This is a genomic window from Massilia sp. FBCC-B171, assembly GCF_059134155.1.
In genome coordinates, this window is sequence record NZ_CP101443.1 from 5126547 (window position 1) to 5145649 (window position 19103).

The 19103-nt window shown below is 62.8% G+C and carries 21 protein-coding genes; 10 read left to right on the top strand and 11 right to left on the bottom strand.

What is annotated here, in order from left to right; all coding sequences use genetic code 11:
• Positions 1 to 28 precede the first annotated feature (28 nt).
• From NMB41_RS23215 to NMB41_RS23225, 3 genes are all read left to right on the top strand, one after another.
• The gene (locus NMB41_RS23215) at positions 29 to 436 is read left to right on the top strand and encodes a hypothetical protein (protein WP_494380107.1); all 408 of its coding nucleotides are present in this window, start codon (positions 29 to 31) and stop codon (positions 434 to 436) included.
• Positions 437 to 577: 141 nt separating this feature from the next.
• Positions 578 to 1201: a DJ-1/PfpI family protein gene (locus NMB41_RS23220; protein ID WP_494380108.1), complete on the top strand. Its 624-nt coding sequence runs from the start codon at positions 578 to 580 to the stop codon at positions 1199 to 1201.
• Positions 1202 to 1273: 72 nt separating this feature from the next.
• On the top strand, positions 1274 to 1657 hold the full coding sequence (locus NMB41_RS23225) for a VOC family protein (RefSeq protein ID WP_494380109.1): 384 nt from the start codon (positions 1274 to 1276) through the stop codon (positions 1655 to 1657).
• Positions 1658 to 1675: 18 nt separating this feature from the next.
• Here NMB41_RS23225 and NMB41_RS23230 read toward each other — a convergent pair whose 3' ends face one another.
• Entirely contained in the window at positions 1676 to 2455 is a 780-nt protein-coding gene (locus NMB41_RS23230; RefSeq protein ID WP_494380110.1) for an SDR family oxidoreductase, read from the bottom strand.
• Positions 2452 to 2778: a nuclear transport factor 2 family protein gene (locus NMB41_RS23235; protein WP_494380111.1), complete on the bottom strand. Its 327-nt coding sequence runs from the start codon at positions 2776 to 2778 to the stop codon at positions 2452 to 2454. Before NMB41_RS23235 ends, NMB41_RS23230 begins: the two co-directional genes overlap by 4 nt.
• Positions 2779 to 2882: 104 nt before the next feature.
• Here NMB41_RS23235 and NMB41_RS23240 point away from each other — a divergent pair, with 104 nt between their 5' ends.
• Both NMB41_RS23240 and NMB41_RS23245 read left to right on the top strand, forming a co-directional pair.
• Positions 2883 to 3803, top strand: a complete 921-nt coding sequence (locus NMB41_RS23240) for a LysR family transcriptional regulator (protein WP_494380112.1) — start codon at positions 2883 to 2885, stop codon at positions 3801 to 3803.
• A 51-nt stretch (positions 3804 to 3854) separates the two neighbouring features.
• Positions 3855 to 4211: a translation initiation factor Sui1 gene (locus NMB41_RS23245; RefSeq protein WP_494380113.1), complete on the top strand. Its 357-nt coding sequence runs from the start codon at positions 3855 to 3857 to the stop codon at positions 4209 to 4211.
• Between the two features lie 17 nt (positions 4212 to 4228).
• On the opposite strand, the gene NMB41_RS23250 is transcribed toward NMB41_RS23245, so the two are convergent.
• From NMB41_RS23250 to hisC, 3 genes are all read right to left on the bottom strand, one after another.
• Entirely contained in the window at positions 4229 to 5170 is a 942-nt protein-coding gene (locus tag NMB41_RS23250) for a GlxA family transcriptional regulator (protein WP_494380114.1), read from the bottom strand.
• A 21-nt stretch (positions 5171 to 5191) separates the two neighbouring features.
• Entirely contained in the window at positions 5192 to 6094 is a 903-nt protein-coding gene (locus NMB41_RS23255; protein ID WP_494380115.1) for a DMT family transporter, read from the bottom strand.
• Positions 6095 to 6176: 82 nt separating this feature from the next.
• Positions 6177 to 7238, bottom strand: a complete 1062-nt coding sequence (hisC, locus tag NMB41_RS23260; protein WP_494380116.1) for a histidinol-phosphate transaminase — start codon at positions 7236 to 7238, stop codon at positions 6177 to 6179.
• Between the two features lie 159 nt (positions 7239 to 7397).
• On the opposite strand from hisC, the gene NMB41_RS23265 reads away from it, so the two are divergent.
• From NMB41_RS23265 to NMB41_RS23275, 3 genes are all read left to right on the top strand, one after another.
• A complete protein-coding gene (locus NMB41_RS23265; RefSeq protein ID WP_494380117.1) occupies positions 7398 to 7880 on the top strand; it encodes a MarR family winged helix-turn-helix transcriptional regulator in 483 nt (160 codons plus the stop codon).
• Positions 7877 to 8158 carry a hypothetical protein gene (locus NMB41_RS23270; RefSeq protein WP_494380118.1) on the top strand — a complete coding sequence of 94 codons (282 nt, stop codon included), beginning with the start codon at positions 7877 to 7879 and terminating at the stop codon, positions 8156 to 8158. Before NMB41_RS23265 ends, NMB41_RS23270 begins: the two co-directional genes overlap by 4 nt.
• A gap of 82 nt (positions 8159 to 8240) precedes the next feature.
• On the top strand, positions 8241 to 9074 hold the full coding sequence (locus NMB41_RS23275; protein ID WP_494380119.1) for an HDOD domain-containing protein: 834 nt from the start codon (positions 8241 to 8243) through the stop codon (positions 9072 to 9074).
• A 652-nt stretch (positions 9075 to 9726) separates the two neighbouring features.
• Here NMB41_RS23275 and secF read toward each other — a convergent pair.
• The 4 genes from secF to NMB41_RS23295 form a co-directional block, all read right to left on the bottom strand.
• Complete coding sequence (gene secF, locus NMB41_RS23280; RefSeq protein WP_494380120.1) at positions 9727 to 10746, bottom strand: protein translocase subunit SecF; 1020 nt, start codon at positions 10744 to 10746, stop codon at positions 9727 to 9729.
• Positions 10747 to 10761: 15 nt separating this feature from the next.
• Entirely contained in the window at positions 10762 to 12639 is a 1878-nt protein-coding gene (secD, locus tag NMB41_RS23285) for a protein translocase subunit SecD (protein WP_494380121.1), read from the bottom strand.
• Between the two features lie 63 nt (positions 12640 to 12702).
• On the bottom strand, positions 12703 to 13035 hold the full coding sequence (gene yajC, locus NMB41_RS23290; RefSeq protein WP_494380122.1) for a preprotein translocase subunit YajC: 333 nt from the start codon (positions 13033 to 13035) through the stop codon (positions 12703 to 12705).
• A 121-nt stretch (positions 13036 to 13156) separates the two neighbouring features.
• Positions 13157 to 14047 carry a LysR family transcriptional regulator gene (locus NMB41_RS23295; protein ID WP_494380123.1) on the bottom strand — a complete coding sequence of 297 codons (891 nt, stop codon included), beginning with the start codon at positions 14045 to 14047 and terminating at the stop codon, positions 13157 to 13159.
• A gap of 89 nt (positions 14048 to 14136) precedes the next feature.
• Here NMB41_RS23295 and NMB41_RS23300 point away from each other — a divergent pair, with 89 nt between their 5' ends.
• On the top strand, positions 14137 to 14637 hold the full coding sequence (locus NMB41_RS23300; protein WP_494380124.1) for a lactoylglutathione lyase family protein: 501 nt from the start codon (positions 14137 to 14139) through the stop codon (positions 14635 to 14637).
• A 5-nt stretch (positions 14638 to 14642) separates the two neighbouring features.
• On the opposite strand, the gene tgt is transcribed toward NMB41_RS23300, so the two are convergent.
• Positions 14643 to 15782, bottom strand: a complete 1140-nt coding sequence (gene tgt, locus NMB41_RS23305) for a tRNA guanosine(34) transglycosylase Tgt (protein WP_494380125.1) — start codon at positions 15780 to 15782, stop codon at positions 14643 to 14645.
• Positions 15783 to 15788: 6 nt separating this feature from the next.
• Positions 15789 to 16814: a tRNA preQ1(34) S-adenosylmethionine ribosyltransferase-isomerase QueA gene (gene queA, locus NMB41_RS23310; RefSeq protein WP_494380126.1), complete on the bottom strand. Its 1026-nt coding sequence runs from the start codon at positions 16812 to 16814 to the stop codon at positions 15789 to 15791.
• 106 nt (positions 16815 to 16920) lie between these two features.
• Here queA and recG point away from each other — a divergent pair, with 106 nt between their 5' ends.
• The gene (recG, locus tag NMB41_RS23315; RefSeq protein WP_494380127.1) at positions 16921 to 18981 is read left to right on the top strand and encodes an ATP-dependent DNA helicase RecG; all 2061 of its coding nucleotides are present in this window, start codon (positions 16921 to 16923) and stop codon (positions 18979 to 18981) included.
• Positions 18982 to 19103: the final 122 nt, after the last annotated feature.

Here is a 19103-nt window from a genome sequence, read left to right on the forward strand (position 1 = left end):
ACACCCGATAGCGCATTGGAGGAAATGAATGACGCCGAAATACATTGTTGAGGCCTTCGGTCCGCCGATCCCTCGGCTAGGAAATTCAGATCTGTGCGACCTGTCAGTTGGATTCTCTGGCCTGCGTGCCGCGGTTCACTTGGAAGAGAACGAACAGGGAAATGATCGATTCGTCGAGATTGTTTTCACAGCCCCGAGAGGGTTCAGATACCTTGACGAAGGGGATTTGCTGCCATATTGGAGGAGCAAAGCCTTCGATACCACCAACTATCTGGTGTTTGAAATCAAGGCTGGCGGCTGGTTTGCGCAAGAAGAACAGAGTGGCATGTTGAATGTCACTAGTGCGGTCGGCACCTATCGAGAGTGGTTCATCGTCAGCTCGAACGCATGTCTCAACGTGATTTCCGAAGCCGAACCCCTTGTCCGTTATCTGTAGCGTCTGCATGGGAATCGGCAGGTTCCCGCATTCGAACACAGTATATTGATCAGGTCACTCGACATGACCGAACGATGCTAATTGTTGACTAACAACTTCTGAGCAGCAATCAAAAAGATGAACAACCCGCGTGAAGATGTTGTGACCCGTTACGCCCGCTTGAAGAGCCTGCATGTCGGCATCCTTGTATTCCCTGACGTCGAGGTCCTCGACTTCGCCGGCCCCTTCGAAGTGTTCTCGGTCGCCGCCCGTGTCTGCAAACGCGACCTCGGCATCGAGCAGGCATTCAGGGTCTCGCTGATTGGCGCTGACCGCGAACCCATCGAAGCACGTCACGGCATGCGAATCCTGCCGCACTTCGGTTTTGACGATGCGCCAGAGGCGGACCTGTTGATTGTGCCGGGCGGCCTGATGGCCCAGCCACTGGCCTGTCAAAAAACGCGCACCTGGGTGACGCGAATGAGCTACGAGGCGGCGCTGATCGCCTCGGTCTGCACCGGCGCTTTCCTGCTCGCCAGCCTGGGCATGCTCGAGGGCCGTCCTGTCACTACCCATTGGGAAGACATCGACGACCTGCGCGCGCAATTTCCCCAGCTCGAGGTCAAAGAAAACATGCCCTTCGTCGATACCGGGCGCGTGGTCACGTCGGCAGGCATTTCGACGGGCATCGGTATGAGCTTGCACTTGGTACAGCGCGTACTGGGCGCCGGGATAGCCGCTGCTACCGCGCGTCAGATGGAATACGACTGGGTGCCTTCGGCCTGATGTTTGCGTGCAAGCTGGCGCTATCCGCAGCACGTTGGGAGTAAGGTACCTACCTAACCCAGGGAGGCGGACATGCTCGCAAACACGGATGCGATCGCGACGGTCGGCGTACGCGATATCGATGCCGCACGCAGATTCTACGGCGAGGTGCTGGGACTGGAGGAAGACAGCGCCCGGAGCCTGTACCCGGATGTTGTCACCTACCCCAGCGGCGCCACGGCGGTGCTGGTCTATCAATCGACGTTTGCCGGAACCAACCAGGCAACCGCAATTACCTGGGATGTCGGCAACCGGTTAGAGTCCATCGTCGCCGCGCTCGCCGCCGGGGGCGTGCGCTTCGAACATTACGATATGCCGGGCATGCGGCTGGAAGGCGATATCCACATTGCCGACGGCATGAAGGTGGCCTGGCTGAAGGATCCGGACGGGAATGTGCTGAACCTGAACGGCGTCTAGACAGGGTCCCGTCTTATTCTAGACCGTGGGCATGGTGCCGCCATCGATCACGAACTCGGCGCCATGGACCGAGGCGGCCAGCGGCGACAAGAGAAATGCCACCAGCTCGGCGACCTCTTCCGGCTTTCCCGGGCGGCCAAGCGGAATGCCGCCCAGGGATGCCATCAGCAGCCCTCGCGCCTCTTCTTCGCTGCTTTCGCGGTGCGCCGCCATTCGTTCGATCAGGGCCTGTGCGGCAGTCGTTTCAATAAACCCGGGCGCGACGCTGTTGACCCGGATCCCGTGCGGGCCGAATTCGTTGGCCAGCGATTTGCTGTAATTCGCCAGCGCAGCCTTGGCTGCGGCATAGGCCACCGTCGCGTCGAACAGCGGCAGGCGCCGCTGGATCGAGGTGATATGGATGATCGCGCCGGTACGCCGTTCCAGCATCGCCGGCAGGAAGGCGCGGTCGATCCGCACGGCCGACATCAGGTTGACCTGGATCGCCGCATCCCACATCGCATCGGTCAGTGCGAGCGCGCCGCCGCTGGGGGCGGAAGAGCCGCCTACATTGTTGACCAGGAAATCCAGGTGGCCGAATTCGCGCTTCACCACATCGGCCACATAGTCCACCCCGTCGGCGCTTCCCACGTCCGCCTCGAGATAACGGACCCCGGCCAGCGGCGCCTGCGGCAGATGGCGGGCTGTCGCGATCACCGTGGCACCGTCCTGCGCCAGCCTGCGGACGATGGCCTCGCCCATGCCCTTCGTGCCGCCGGTAACGAGCGCATGCTTGCCTGCGAATGGATAGGCGCTCATGGCGCGATCTCCAGCGATTCGATACCCGTGGACGCGAGCCGGAAGTCGAAGTGCAGGGTAACCGGGCTGCCCGGGAAGGTGCCCCGCACGGCCGCCCGCAGCCTGTGCCGCCCGCCGGCTTCTTCCAGGTCGATGGGTTCGATGACGGCTTGGTAGCGCGCACCGGTTTCATGGGCCCACGCTTCGATCTCGTCACGGCCGCGGTGCAGGGCGTGTTCGTCGGCGACCGTGGCATCGGGCGTAAAGCAGGCGGCAAGGCGCTGCGGCGCCTGCGCATTCGCGGCATCGATATAGCCTGCAATAAGCTGCGGTAATTTGTTCATGTCCAATCTCCTTGAGGTAGGAGGCCAGTGTAGGTTCAGGCATCATCGAGAAAAATCAGGTTAATGGACATGGGTTATGAACCAATGGTTCATAATGAAGAGACATGGGCTCCTACGATCTGATCCGACTTTTCCTGGCCGTGGCGAATGAGCGCAGCTTCACGCGCGCCGCCATGCGGCTGAACATTACGCCGACAGCGGTCAGCAAAGGCGTGCGCGCGCTCGAGAAGACGCATGGTGTGTCATTGTTTGTCAGGACGACCCGCAGCGTGTCGCTGACAGAGGCCGGGGCAAGCCTGCTGGCTGCCCTCGCGCCGGCAGTGAGCCAGATCGACGACGCGTTCAAGGAGCTGGCGCACTACCAGAGCCGCCCGTCCGGTCATGTGCGTCTCACGGCGCCACGCAGCTTTGGATTTCTCGTGGCGCGATTCCTGGTGCCGCGCATGCGCGCCGCCTACCCCGACATCAGCTTCGAACTGTCGCTCGACGATGGCCTGGTCGACCTGGTGGCCTCCGGCATTGACGCCGGCATCCGGCTGGGACAGGCGATTGCCCAGGACATGGTGGCAGTCCGGCTCAGCCGTCCCCTGTCCTGGTCGATCGTGTCCGCGCCCAGCTATTTCGAAGAAGCGGGTATCCCCGCCCTGCCGCAGGACTTGCTGCATCATCAAACGCTGCGTTACCGGTTCTCGACCTCCGGCCGCCTGCCTCCGTGGAAATTGCGTGGCGCCGAAGGGGAGCTGTTATTCGATACCAAAGCCCTTCTCACCGCCAACGATACCCAGATGCTCGCCGAGTGGGCACGGCAGGGCATGGGGCTCGCCTACCTTCCGGATCTGGAAATCGAGGAAGACGTGCGGTCCGGACGCCTGGTCCGGGTGCTGACGCAATTCGTCCCGGACACCTCCGGCCTCTTCCTGTATTTCCCCATGCGCACCCAGAACCAGCCGAAAATGCGCGCCGTGATCGAACAGGTATCCCGGCTTGCGTCCGAGGGCGTGCTCGACGTCAGCTGCAGTCGCTAGCCGGCGCTGGTAAACTCGCGTGCTTCACACCGAAAAATCCGTGACCAAGAAATGAAAAGCAGCTCAAACAGCAGCCTCGTCTATTCCACCGACAGCGGCCGCATGTGCCCCGAATGCCGCCGTCCCCTGGCGCAATGCACCTGCAAGGCCAAGGCCATGATCACGGGTGACGGGGTCGTGCGGGTCTCACGTCAAACCAAGGGCCGGGGCGGCAAGTGCGTCACGCTCGTCAAAGGACTCGCGCTCGATGCCACCGCACTGGCCCTGCTGGGAAAACAGTTGCGCACGGCATGCGGTTCAGGTGGAACCGTGAAGGATGGCGTGATTGAAGTGCAGGGCGACCACTGTGACCTGGTCATGGAGGCGCTGCGCAAGCACGGCCATGATCCGAAGCGCGCTGGCGGCTAAAGCGTTGACGATAGAAATTACTCGGCCAGCCGGCGCTGCCGCTCCTCGCGTGGGGTATTCCCAAACAAAGCCCCAAACGCCGTCGAAAAATGCGACCCCGACGAAAACCCGCACATCAGCCCCACCTGCACGATCGAATTGTTCGTATCGATCAGCAACTGCCGCGCCCGTTGCAGGCGCAGTTCCAGGTAATAGCGTGACGGCAGGCTGCCGAGATATTGCTTGAACAAGCGCTCCAGCTGACGCCGCGAGACCCCCGCCAGCTGGGCAATCTCATCCGTCGACAGCGGCTCTTCGATGTTCGCCTCCATCAGCGTCACCGCCTCGGTCAGCTTCGGCTGCAGCGTCCCGAAGCGCGCCTGCAAGGCCACGCGTTGCCGCTCCTCCCTGCCCCGCACGCGGTCGACGCACAGCAGCTCCTTCACCGGCGCCTGGACGTTGGAACCGAAAATGATGTCGATCATGGTCAGCGCGAAATCGACGGATGCGGCGCCGCCGCAGCAGGTCAGCCGGTTGCCGTCGATTTCGTATAAATGCGGCGTGAACACGGCCTGGTCGGCGCGGCTGTCGGCGTCGGCATACAGGGACCAGGGCAGCGCGGTTTTCACGCCATTTAATGCGCCCGCTTCGGCCAACCACAGCACGCCGGCGCCGACGCCGCCCCAGAAGGGCGCTGCGCGGCAGCGTTCGACCAGGGCGCGGAAGTTGGCGGGTTTTAATCCTGCCTGCGCTTCGTCGGCGGCCAGCAGTACCAGGTGCCAGTGGCGCTGGGCGTCGCTGGCGAATTTGTCGGGGCTGCGCACGTCGACGTGCAGGCGTTCGGGGCCGAGGATCTTGGCGGCCTGGCGCAAGGGTTGCACCAGGCCCGACCAGGAAAGCGTGTCCGGTTCGCCCGCATTCACGAGCAGGATGCGCAGCGGCCGTTCCTGCGCCAGGACGGACAGTTCAGGTTGCGGCATCGCAGCGGATTGGGAAGCTCATCACTCGGGGGCAAGGGCGGCGGCGGGCCGCCGTTCGGAATTCCATTGGCTGACTATCATACCGGAGATCAATAGCAAGCCTCCAAGCCAGCCACGTGCCGTCATGGCTTCGCCCAGCCAGAAATAGGCGAAGAAGGCGGCCGCAGCCGGCTCAAAGGCGTAGACCACGGCCGCCTCATTGGCCGTGGTGCGCGACTGGCCCCAGGTTTGCAGCGAGATGATGGCGGCGGTGGCGACCACGCCGAGGTAGGCGAAGTTCCAGCCGTGCTGGCCGATGCCTTTGACAACGTCGTCCAGCCAGGCGGCGCGCACGGCGGCCTCGCCCGGCATCTCGCGCGCCAGCAGCCAGATCAGCGCGCACAGGGCAACCGTGAAGATCTGGGCCGCGGTGACGGTGAGCAAGCGCGTCGCGCGCCGGGTGCGCACCTCCATCACCTTGACGTACACGCCAAAGAACAGCGCGGCCATCAGGGCGAGCGAGTCGCCCAAGCCCCAGGCGCCGCCGTCCCAGCACAGGAAGGCAAGACCGGCGATCGACATGATCAAGGCCAGCACGATGCGGCGTTCGGGCAGTTTCCCCGCCAGCACGCCGAGCAGCGGCACCACCAGGACGTTCAGGCCGCAGATGAAGGCGTTGCGGTTGGAACTGGTCAGCGCAAGGCCCTCGACCTGGCACACGAAGCAGAAGAACAGCAAGCCGCCGAGGATGGCGCCCGAACGCAGGTCGTCCAGTTTTGCGCGCCACAGGAAAGGTGCCAGGATCACGACCGCCAGGGCGAAGCGCACCAGCACGATCCACACCGCCGAGAAATGCCCGGTCAGGTCTTTCATGGCCGGGAAGGTCGTGCCCCAGACCAGGGTGACGAGCAGCAGGGCGAGGATGCCGTGGAGGTGAGGGTTCATGAAAGCGGATGAGCAAAAGCGTTTATGGTACGCGCCTCGACCATAAGAGGCGAACCGCGGCCGGCCAGGTGAGCTTGCAAGCTCACCCTTCGACGATGGCGGCCAGCGCGGCCGCGAGTTGCGTGCACTCGTCGTCGGTGCCGATGCTGATGCGAAGATAGGCCTCGATGTCCGGGGACTTGAAATGGCGCACCAGGATTGCGCGCTCGCGCAAGGCTTGCGCCAGATCGGCTGCGCGGTGCGCCGGATGGCGCACGAACAGGAAATTCGTGGCCGACGGGAGCACCTCGAAACGCAGTTGCCGCAGCTGCTCTGCCAGCTGCTCACGCGTGGCAATGACCTGCGCCCGGCGTTGCTGGAAATAGTCCTCGTCCTCGATTGCCGCCACGGCGCCGGCGATCTCGAGCCGGCCCAGGGGATAGGAATTAAAGCTGTCCTTGACCCGCTCCAGGCCTTCGATCAGGTGCGACTGGCCGATGGCGAAACCGACGCGCAGTCCCGCCAGTGCGCGCGATTTGGAGAATGTCTGCACCACCAGCAAATTTGGATACGTGCGGACCAGCGAAATGGCCGATTCGGCACCAAAGTCGACATACGCCTCATCGACCAGCACGACCCGGTCTGGCTGCGCGCGCAAAATCCGTTCGACCTGTTCGAGCGACAGTGCAATGCCGGTCGGCGCGTTCGGATTGGCGATGACCACGCCGCCGCACGGTGTTCCGTATTGGTTCGGATCGATCCGCATTTTTTCATCGAGGGGGACCAGCAGCGCCTCGATTCCATACAAGCGGCAGTACACCTGGTAAAAGCTGTAACTCACCGTCGGCATCAGGATCGGCGCGTCCTGCACGAAGAATGCGTGAAAGGCGTGGGCCAGGACTTCGTCGGAGCCGTTGCCCACAAAAACCTCGCCTGGTGCGACACCGTGATACGACGCGAGCGCCTGTTTCAGCGCGGTCGATTGTGGATCGGGATACAGGCGCAACCCGTCCCCGGCTTGCGCGGTGATGGCGGCAATCACCCTGGGCGACGGCGGATAGGGATTTTCGTTGGTATTCAGTTTGATCAGCTGCTCGATGCGCGGCTGTTCGCCGGGGACATACGGCGTCAGATTGCCGACGTGGCGGCTCCAGAATGGGTTCATTGTCGAGCAAACCGATCAATTATGTGGAACCGGCAACTATAGCAGAGCCACCTGGCGGACGTGACGGGGGCCGGCATTCCTCGGCCTGCCCCGTCGCGCGCGCGTGTCGGGAGGGTTTGTCAGGCGTACCACCCTCCCGGGCAGCTATAATTCCACCCCATGGGGGAACGATATTTAAAGAGTGTCCGTTTGCTGGCCGAATGCCTGCAAGGCTTCGAGCGGTATTCGGGCGAATCGGTGCGGCAGTACGGTTTGACACACGCGCAATTCGACATCATTGCCACGCTCGGCAACACCGACGGCATGAGCTACAAGGAACTCGGCGAGCGCACCCTCATCACCAAGGGCACGCTGACGGGCGTCATCGACCGCCTCGAGCAAAAGGGCATCGTTCTGCGCGAGCGCAGCAGCGACGACAAACGCTCCTTCCACGTCCGCTTGAGCGCCGAGGGGGAGGCCGTGTTCCGCGAGGTGTTCCCGAAGGTGATCGCCCACGGCAAGCAATTGTTTGCGGGGTATAGTGAAGCCGAATTCGACGAGATGGATGACGCACTGCGCAAATTGCGCGAGCGCATCAGCCAGGCCGGGCGCCCTTCCCCGCATCTTTCCCCGTCATTACCTCAACAAAAGGAAGAATCTTGAAAACCACCCTGCTCGAAGGCATGACGCCTGCCCATTTCGACAAGCACATCATCGGCAATATCTTGCTGGAAGTCGCTCCGGTCGACGAAGTACGCCAGCACAAGATGCTGATCGGCGTGCGCAACGAGGCTGGCGACATCTACCGCCTGATCGGCGCGGCCAAAATCAACAGTTTCATGAACGCGGTCGAGGAACTGGCTGACCTGGGCCTGGTCGACGAACTGGAAGACACGGAAGAGCCGAAGGATGGCTGCGACGCCATCTTCAGCGAGCCCTGATCGTCTCTCCCCGGCCGTTGTAAAAGTGCCCCAGAGCAAACTTTGCCTGGGGTAGGTCTGTACATGAGAGTATAATTTTTCGATGGACAGACTCGACGCCCTTAAAAGTATCGCGGCCCAGGCCATCCGCGGCGAACTCAGCTTTCCGACGAATGTCGATGCCACGCTCCGCCTGCAGCAGGCCCTGAGCGATCCCGAATGCCACGCCGACATGGCGGCCCGCCTGGTCCAGGCCGAGCCGCTGCTGGCGGCGCGCACCGTTGCCATTGCCAATTCCGTTACCTATAACCGCTCCGGCAACGACGTCACGAACGTGCGTGCGGCGGTCCAGCGCGTGGGTTTCCGCACGTTGGGCGCGCTGGCGGCTTCCGTCATCGTGCGCCAGCTGAGCAGCGAAATTACCGATCCCGACCTGCGCAAGCGCGCCGACGCCCTGTGGCGCCACTCGGCCCACGTGGCCGCGTTGGCGCAAGTCATCGCGCGCCGGGTGTCGTTTGTCGATCCGGAAACGGCGATGTTCGCCGGCATCGTGCATGAGGTCGGCGGCTTTTACATGCTGTCGCGCGCGCATGAGTTTCCGGGACTGCTCGATGGCGACGCCGACGAGTGGCTGGAACATGGCGAAGTGGCGGTCGGACGCGGCGTCTTGCTGCGCCTGGGCGTACCGGCGCCGGTGATGGGGGCAATCGAGGCGATGTGGAATGGCATGCGTGCCTTGCCGCCGGAGACGCTGGGCGACACTTTATTGCTGGCGAACGATTTGTCGCCGGTATCGTCTCCCCTGCTGGAGCGCCCGGGCGCGACGACGGCAGCGGCGGCCGCGACGATCGATTTCGCGGTGGGCGACGGCACGCTGGCGCGCATCATGGAAGAGTCGGCGCATGAGGTGCAGAGTTTGACCACGGCCCTGATATAAGCTGGTTTCCCTTAGCGTTTGCAGCAGGACGTAGAGTGGGCGGCTCTGCCGCCCACGCGTTCAACTACAGCGTGTTCAACCCGTGCGCATTCGAGCACGATGACCGTTACACCCTATTCATTATCTTGCTTGTGCGGCAGCGCTTGCGTGCGTTGAACGCGTGGGCGGGTGACCCGCCCACCCTACGTCCCTTCGGCGCGCATTTGCGGCCATCTACTATTGAACTGGCAAAAAAAATGCCCGCTCAGGGAGCGGGCAAAGTCCAAAACTAGGGATGTCCTGAAAGAGACAGCTCCATATTAGTTCCCGGTTCCCGCACACTCTGTGCGCCAGTTCACACTTGTGACATTTAATGGGGCCGCTTTGTTTTCGACTGATCCAAGCAAAAAAAAACCCGCTCCGAAGGGGAGCGGGTGAAGTCCAAAACTAGGGATGTCCTGAAAGAGACAGTTCCACTATAAGGTTCCGCCCTCCCCGTTCTCTGTGCGTTAACTCACACATCAGAACGAATTGTCACATCAGGGCAATATCCTTTGTGAAAATCGACACGGCGCCGGGAGACCGACGGCCCATGAATGCAAAATGCCGCCCGGTTGAAAGCCGGGCGGCATTTTTTTTGGAACCGCAGGCGTGCCAGGCACGCCCTGCACCATCAAACGACGGCGCCGTCCGTTTCGTCCTTTTCCTTGATCGGCTTGATCAGGTCTTCCCGCTTCACGCCAAGCCACATCGCAATTGCCGCGGCCACGAAGACCGACGAGTAGATACCGAAGCAGATACCGATCGTCAGGGCCATTGCGAAGTGCTCCAGCGACGGGCCGCCGAAGAACAGCATCGAGAGCACCATCATCTGGGTCGAGGCATGGGTGATGATCGTGCGCGAGATCGTGCTGGTGATCGCGTGGTCGATGACTTCGGTCACGCTCATCTTGCGCTGCTTGCGGAAGGTTTCGCGGATCCGGTCGAAGATGACGACCGATTCGTTGACGGAGTAACCCAGCACGGCGAGCACCGCCGCCAGCACCGTCAGCGAGAATTCCCATTGGAAGAAGGCGAAGAAGCCAAGGATGATGACGACGTCGTGCAGGTTCGCCAGGATCGCTGCGACGGCGAATTTCCATTCGAAGCGCACGGCCAGGTAGATCACCACGCCGACGATCACCATGATCAGCGCGTTCAGGCCGTCGGTGGCCAGTTCCTCGCCGACCTGCGGGCCGACGAAGTCGACGCGCTGCAGCGTCACCTGTTCGGCACCGGCCGCGTTGGCGCAGCTGGTGCGCGCCACTGGCTGGCCCTTTTCCATCACGGTGACCTGCTTGGGGGTGCCGCCTTCGGAGGCGCAGATGGCATTGAAGGCTTCCGACGACACAGTGGCGCCGGCGGCGGTTTTGACCGGCGGCAGGCGCAGGATGATGTCCTGGGCGGTGCCGAAGCTGGCCACTTCCGGCGCTTCATGGCCAATCGAACGCAGCGTGGCGCGGATCTTTTCCTGGTTGGCCGCATGCGGGTAACGCAGTTCCATCACGGTGCCGCCCGTGAACTCGACCGAGAAGTGCAGCTGCTTGGTCACCAGGAAGTACACGGCAGCGACGAAGGTCAGCGCCGAGATCACGTTGAAGATCAACGCGTGGCGCATGAACGGGATGTCCCGCTTGATTTTGAAAAATTCCATGACGATTCCTAGTCTTTATTTCTTTTCAGCGGGCAGGCCCGGCGTCCAGACGGTGCCCACCGACAGCTTGGTGAGCTTCTTGCCGCGGCGGCCGTACCACAGGTTGGCGATGCCGCGCGACACGAACACTGCCGAGAACATCGAGGTCAGGATGCCGAGCGTGTGCACGACGGCAAAACCACGCACCGCGCCCGAGCCGAAGATCAGCAGCGCCAGGCCGACGATCAGGGTCGTCACGTTGGAGTCGAAAATCGTGTCCCAGGCGTGGCTGAAGCCGTTCGTGATCGCCATCTGCGGCGTGGCGCCCGCACGCAATTCCTCGCGGATGCGCTCGTTGATCAGGACGTTGGCGTCAATTGCCATACCGAGTGCCAGCGCGATTGCCGCGATACCCGGCAAGGTCAATGTGGCTTGCAGCATCGACAGCAGGGCCAGCAGGAACATCACGTTGGCGGCCAGCGCCAGCGCGGAAAAGACACCGAACATGTGATAGTAAAGGATCATGAAGACCGCGATCGCCACGAAGCCCCACACCGTCGAATGCAGGCCGCGGCTGATGTTCTCGGCGCCCAGCTGCGGGCCGACCACGCGTTCTTCGATGAATTCCATCGGTGCCGACAGCGCGCCCGAGCGCAGCAGCAGCGCCAGTTCGTTCGCGTCCTCAATCGTGCCGATGCCGGTGATCTGGAAGGTCGAGCCGAGTTCGCCCTGGATGGTCGGGGCCGTCGGTACCGTATATTTACCCTTTTCTTTCAGCAGAATCGCCATGCGCTTGCCGATGTTCTCGCGGGTGGCCAGGCGCACCTTGCGGCCGCCGTCGCCGTTCAGGTCGAGCGAGACGGCAGGCTGCTGGTTCTGGTCGAAGGTAGCAACCGCGCTGGAGATGTAGTCACCGGTAATGATGATGTCTTTCGATACCACGACCGGGGCGCCGCGGCCTTCGGTGAACAGTTCCGAGTTCAGCGGAATGGCGGCCGACAGTTCGGTGCCTGGCGTGATGGTCGAATCGACCATGCGCATTTCCAGCGTGGCGGTGCGGCCGATGATGTCTTTCGCGCGAGCAACGTCCTGCACGCCCGGCAGCTGCACGACGATGCGGTCGGCGCCCTGGCGCTGGATGACCGGCTCGGTCACACCGAGTTCGTTAATGCGCTTCGACAAGGTCGTGATGTTCTGGTTCACGCCTTCTTCCACGGTGCGCTTGAGCGCTTCCGGCTTGAGGGTGACCAGCAATTTCAGGTCGGTACCGTCGGCTGCGTCGGCGAACGTCAGGTCCTGGACCTGGTTCGACAGCGCGGAGCGGGCGGCGTTGCGGGTGGCTTCGTCGCGGAAGGTGACTTCCACGGTGTTGCCGCTACGCTCGATGCCGGCGTGGCGCACGTTCTTGTCGCGCAGGATGCTGCGTACGCTTGCTTGCGTCCCTTTGACCTTGGTATCGAGCACGGCCTTCGCATCGACCTGCAGCAGGAAGTGGACGCCGCCGCGCAAGTCGAGGCCGAGGTTCATCGGCAGCGCGCGCAGGGATTGCATCCAGGCAGGGGTATTCTTGACCAGGTTGACGGTGACGATGTAGTCGGGGTCGGCCGCATCGCGGTTGAGCTGGCGCTCGAGCGCGAGCTTGGCTTTGAACTGGGCATCGGTCGTGCCAAAGCGCGCGCGCACGGCCGACGAGTTGCCCGAGCCATCCAGGGTGACCTGGTTTGCTGGAACACCTTCGCGTTTGAGCACGTCCGCGACCTGGGTGGCGGTGTCGCTCGTGATCTTGACTGTCGTCTTGCCGGTCGTAATCTGCAACGCTGGCGATTCGCCGAAGTAATTAGGCGCCGTGTACAGCGCGCCCAGCAGGAGCGCGACAGCGATCAGTATGTATTTCCAGACGGGATAGCGATTCATAGTGTTCCAGCGTTGGGTGTTGAGCGACAACGGCCCTCTTGATAGGAGGGCCGCGGCGCGGGCTTACAGGGACTTGAGCGTACCCTTCGGCAGCAGCGTGGTGACTGCGTTCTTCTGCACGATCATCTCGGTGCCGGCAGCCACTTCGATGGTGACATAGGCGTCTTTCACTTGCACGACACGGCCCAGGATACCGCCGGCGGTGACGACTTCGTCGCCCTTGGCCAGTGCTTCCATCATCGCCTTCATTTCTTTCTGGCGCTTCTGCTGCGGGCGGATCATCAGGAAATACATGACCACGAACATGATCAGCAATGGCGCGAAGGTCGTCAGGTTGCCCATCAGGCCAGGATCGGCAGCGGTGGTAGTTTGCGCGTACGCGTTGGAAATGAACACAAGGACTCCGATTGTGAGATAAAAAAAACTGCGCTGTATTCTAGCACCGGCGAACAGCCAGCGGCCATTTGCGGTAGATGGAGTTGACAAGAATGAATTGCAAGATGGAAATTGTGATATTTCAGGGTATTTCATCGCCCTGAACATTCATGCGCGCGCGCAAATAAGCCACCGCCCGCGCCGCCCGCGCCGACAGGGGCCATTCGGCGCGGTGGATCAGCCACAGGCTGTCGCGCACAGGGATGGCCTGCGCTACGACACGAATCGCGCCCGGGTCGGAAAAAGCCTGGCGCGCATGGCGTGGAATCACGGTGAAGCCCAGGCCACGCGCCACCGGTTCCAGGATCAGGCCGATCTGGTTGACGAAGCCGCTGCAGGGCAGGCGTCCCACCCCGGGGCCGTCTGGCCAGGCACGGCTCAAGAGACGGGTGGCCATCGCCTGGCCGTCTGGATGATCGATGAAACCGATGCGCGCGAGGTCATCCCATCCGGCCACCGTTTCGGTGGCCGGCACCACCAGTTCGAGCGGTTCTTCGGCCAGCAAGCATGCCGCCAGGCGAGCGTCGTCGGGTTTCAGGGTGACCACGCCAAGTTCGCAACGATTGGCCAGCACTGCCTCGCGGACCTCGGGATCGGGTGCGAAGCGGTGGCGGATCGCCAGGCCGCGGTGTTCCTGCTGCAAGTCGAGCAGCAGCGGATAGAGCGCCAGCCCGACACTGCCGGGCGTCGCCAGGCTGATTTCGCCGCTGGCGTCGTTCGGGTCGGACAGGCGCGCCTGCAGGCGCCGATCGGCCTGGGCCAGTTCGGCGCAGTAATCGCCCAGGGCGCGCCCGGCCGGCGTCAGTTCGAGCGCGCGCGGACGCCGGATCAGGAGCGGGCCGAGCTGGTCTTCGAGATGGCCGATGTGCTGGCTGACGGCGGCCTGGGTCAGGTCGAGCCGTTCCGCCGCGCGGGTAAAACTGCCAAGTTCCGCCACCTTGACGAAGGTGCGTAGCCATTGCGGATTAAGCATCACGATCTCTTATGGATGGGATAAGGATCCATTAGTTTACATCATGCGGAGACCGTCCTAGACTGGCTTTTTACGTCCAGGAGGTACGCATGCTGAACACTTATCCCCGCAACTTTTCCCACATCGGCCTCTCGGTCACCAACCTCGAGGGTGCCGTCAAGTTCTACACCGAGGTGCTCGGCTGGTACCTGATCATGGCGCCGACCACGATCCACGAGGACGACAGCGCCATCGGCGTGATGTGTACCGACGTCTTCGGCGCCGGCTGGGGCTCGTTCAAGATCGCCCATTTATCGACCGGGGACCGGGTCGGCGTCGAGATTTTCGAATTCCCGAATGCAGAAAAACCACAAAACAATTTTGAATACTGGAAGACGGGGGTGTTCCACTTCTGCGTGCAAGACCCGGACGTCGAAGGCCTCGCCGCAAAGATCGTGGCCGCCGGCGGCAAGCAGCGCATGCCGGTGCGCGAATACTTCCCGGGGGAAAAGCCGTATCGCATGGTGTATATGGAAGATCCGTTCGGTAACATCCTCGAGATCTACAGCCACAGCTACGAGCTGACCTATTCCGCCGGCGCCTACGAATAAGGTGCTTACACCCCGCGCGCGCGGTCGGCGGCAAAACGCAGGCGGAAGGCGTGAAAACCGTCGGCGTCGATCGCGTCGCGCATTTCCTGCATCAGGTTCAGGTAATAGTGCAGGTTGTGAATCGTGTTCAGGCGCGCACCCAGGATCTCGTTCGAGCGGTGCAGGTGGTGCAAGTACGCGCGCGAGAAATTCTTGCAGCAGTAGCAGTCGCAGGACTCGTCCAGCGGCCCCATGTCTTCCTTGTAGCGCGCGTTCTTGATCTTTACATCACCAAAGCGCGTAAACAGCCAGCCGTTGCGGGCGTTCCGGGTCGGCATCACGCAGTCGAACATGTCGACGCCGTTGGCCACGCCTTCAACCAGGTCTTCCGGCGTGCCGACGCCCATCAGGTAATGCGGCTTGTTTTCCGGCAGGCGCGGGCCGACGTGGGCCAGGATGCGCTTCATGTCTTCCTTCGGCTCGCCCACCGACAGGCCGCCGATGGCGAGACCCGGGAAGTCGATGTCTTCCAGCCCGGCCAGCGATTCGTCGCGCAGGTGCTCGTACATTCCGCCCTGGACGATACCGAACAGCGCGTTCGGATTCTCGCCGCCCTTGAATTCGTTCATCGAACGCTGGGCCCAGCGCAGCGACATGCGCATCGACTTCGCCGCTTCTTCGCTGGTTGCGGCGCGGCCGTCGATTTCATAAGGCGTGCATTCGTCGAACTGCATCACGATGTCCGAGTTCAGCGCGCGCTGGATCTGCATCGACACTTCGGGCGAGAGGAATCTGCGCGAGCCGTCGATCGGCGAGGCAAAGGTGACGCCCTCTTCCGTGATCTTGCGCATCGCGCCCAGCGAAAACACCTGGAAGCCGCCCGAGTCGGTGAGAATTGGTTTATCCCAGCCCATGAAGCCGTGCAGGCCGCCGAACTTGTTGAACACTTCCACGCCCGGGCGCAGCCACAGGTGAAACGTATTACCGAGGATGATCTGGGAGCCGACGGTTTTCAGTTCGACCGGGTCCATCGCCTTCACGGAACCATAGGTCCCGACCGGCATGAAGATCGGCGTTTCGATGGTGCCGTGGTTGACTTTCAAACGGCCGCGGCGCGCGTGCGACAGGCCGCTGGTATCTTTTTTGAGGAGCGTAAATTCGAGCATCGGGAATTATTGACGTGATTGTGTGGTGAGCAGCATGGCGTCGCCGTAGCTGAAGAAGCGGTATTCGTTGGCGATCGCATGGGCATAGGCCTTGCGGATCTCGGCGTAACCGGCGAAGGCCGACACCAGCATCAAGAGGGTCGACTTCGGCAAATGAAAATTGGTGATCAGGCGCGTCACCGTCTTGAATTTGTAGCCGGGCGTGATGAACAGGGCCGTGTCGGCGCTGCCGGCCACCAGTTCGCCCGTCTGCGAAGCCGATTCCAGCGCGCGCAGGCTGGTGGTGCCGACGGCGACCACGTCGCGGCCAAGCGCCTTGGCGGCGCGCACGGCGTCGACCGTCTCCGGCGGAACCGTGTACCACTCGGTATGCATCTGGTGGGCGGATAAATCTTCCACGCGCACCGGCTGGAAAGTGCCGGCGCCCACGTGCAAGGTCACATACGCGAAATTCACGCCCTTGGCGGCCAGTTTATCCAGCAGTGGCTGATCGAAATGCAGGCCGGCGGTGGGCGCGGCGACGGCGCCCGGTTCTTTCGAATACACCGTCTGGTAGCGCTGCTCGTCGAATTCGTCGGCCGTGTGCTCGATATAGGGCGGCAGCGGCAGGCGGCCGTGCGCTTCGATCAGATCGAACACGTCGCCTTCGAAGTGAAGCGTGAAGAACTCGCCGGCGCGTTCGCCTGCGGTGACATCGAAGGCATCGGCCAGGCGGATGCGGTTGCCGGGTTTTGGCGACTTCGAGGCCCGCACCTGGGCCAGCACGGTGCGGTTGTCCAGGACACGCTCGACCAGCACCTCCACTTGCCCGCCGCTTTCCTTGACGCCGAAGAAGCGCGCTTTCAGTACGCGCGTGTTGTTCATCACGAGCAGGTCGCCCGCTTGCAGCTGGTCGAGGATGTCGGCGAAATGGCGGTCAGTGATCTGCTCGCCATCGAGCTGGAGCAGGCGCGAGGCGCTGCGGTCCGGCAGGGGCAGTTGCGCGATGCGCTCGGGCGGCAAATCGAAATCGAAGTCGGAAAGCGAATACATTCTGGTCAATTCTGGGAAAATAGGTGCTGGCAGCCTTACAATATGGCCCCAAGTACGTGCGGCGAACCCTCTATTTTACGCTGAAGCCCGCCAAACTGCTGCATCTATGCCCGCTCCCAAGACCCCACCCGCCCCGAAAACGACACAAACCAGGCTCGCCAAGCTCGGCCTGCGCAGCGACATGGACCTGATCCTGCACCTGCCGCTGCGCTACGAGGACGAGACCAAGATCGTGCCGATCCGCGAGGCCTGCCTGCGCGGCGGCCATGTGTCGCAGGTCGAGGGCGTCGTCATCAAGAACGAGATCAGCCTGAAACCGCGGCGCCAGCTATTGGTGACGATCGCCGACGACAGCGGCGAGCTGCTGCTGCGCTTCATGAATTTCTACGGCAGCCAGGTCAAGCAGCTCTCGGAAGGCGTGCGCGTGCGCGCCCGTACCGAGATCAAGCACGGCTTTTTCGGCGCCGAGATGGTGCACCCGACTTATAAAGTGGTGAACGAAAACGCGCCGCTGCCGACTTCGCTCACGCCGGTGTATCCGTCGGGCGAAGGCCTGTCGCAGCCGATCCTGCGGCGCGCGATTGCGGAGGCGATGCGGCGCGTGGACTGGACCGACACCGTGCCGCCCCTGATCCGGCGCCAGATGGACCTGATCGACTTCGAGCCGGCCGTGAAACTGCTGCACTATCCGCCGGTGGATGTGGACGAATACGCGATGATGGAAAAATCGCATCCGGCCTGGACACGCATGAAGTTCGACGAGCTGCTGGCCCAGCAGCTGTCGCTGAAACGCGCCCAGCGTGCCCGCCGCGACAAGGGCGCGCCCCACCTGCGCGCCATCGGCCACATGACCGAGGGCCTGCTCGGCGCCCTGCCCTTCAGCCTGACCGGCGCCCAGCAGCGCGTGCTGCAGGAGATCCGCAAAGACCTGCGCGAGGGCTATCCGATGCAGCGCCTGCTTCAAGGCGACGTCGGCAGCGGCAAGACCGTGGTCGCGGCGCTGGCCGCCGCGCAGGCCATCGACAGCGGCTACCAGGCCGCCTTGATGGCGCCGACCGAGATCCTGGCCGAGCAGCATTTCAGGAAGATCGCGGCCTGGATGGAGCCGCTGGGCGTAAAAGTCGCCTGGCTGACCGGCAGCCTGAAAAAGAAGGACAAGCTTGCTGCCAACGAGATGGTCGAATCGGGCGAAGCGAGACTGGTCATCGGCACCCACGCGCTGATCCAGGACACGGTGCAGTTCGCGAAACTGGGCCTGGTCATCGTCGACGAACAGCACCGCTTCGGCGTAGGCCAGCGCCTCACCTTGCGCAACAAGGGCAGCGACGGCCTGGTGCCGCACCAATTGATGATGTCGGCTACGCCGATCCCGCGCACGCTGGCCATGACCTATTACGCCGACCTCGAAGTGTCGGTGATCGACGAGCTGCCGCCTGGCCGCAGCCCGATCGTCACGCGCGCCATCGACCAGAACCGGCGCGATGAAGTCATCGAGCGCGTGCATGCGGCGGCGCTCGAAGGCCGGCAGGTGTACTGGGTCTGTCCGCTGATTGAAGAATCGGAAGCGCTGCAGCTGCAGACCGCCACCGAGACCTACGAAACCCTGGCCGAGGCCCTGCCCGACCTGCAGGTGGGGCTGGTGCACGGACGTATGAAGCCGGCGGAAAAACAGGCGGTGATGGATGCTTTCACGGCGGCCGAGGTCCACGTGCTGGTGGCCACCACCGTCATCGAGGTCGGGGTCGACGTGCCGAATGCTTCGCTGATGGTGATCGAGCATGCCGAGCGTTTCGGCTTGTCGCAGCTGCACCAGCTGCGCGGACGCGTCGGCCGCGGTTCGGCGGCCAGCGTCTGCCTGCTGCTGTATCAGAGCCCGCTCGGGCAGGTTGCCAAGCAGCGCTTGCTGACGATGCGCGAGACGACCGACGGTTTCGAGATCGCACGGAAGGACCTGGAGATTCGCGGACCGGGTGAGTTTTTGGGCGCGCGCCAGTCTGGGCAGGCGATGCTGCGGTTTGCGGATCTGGAGACGGACCAGTGGTTAGTCGAGCACGCGCGCGATATCGCGGCCAGTTTGCTGGAAAACGAGGTGCCGGCGAACATCGCGATCGTCGATGCGCACCTGGCGCGCTGGCTCGGTGGCAAGGAAGAGTTTTTGAAGGTCTGAACCGCGGCGCTGTCGTAGGGTGGGCACTCCGTGCCCACGCGGAAGCGCGCATATCGGTAACGCGTCGCCGTGCCACGCTAACGGCTCACTGTTGGAACCTGATCAATGATCAGCCGCCGCCT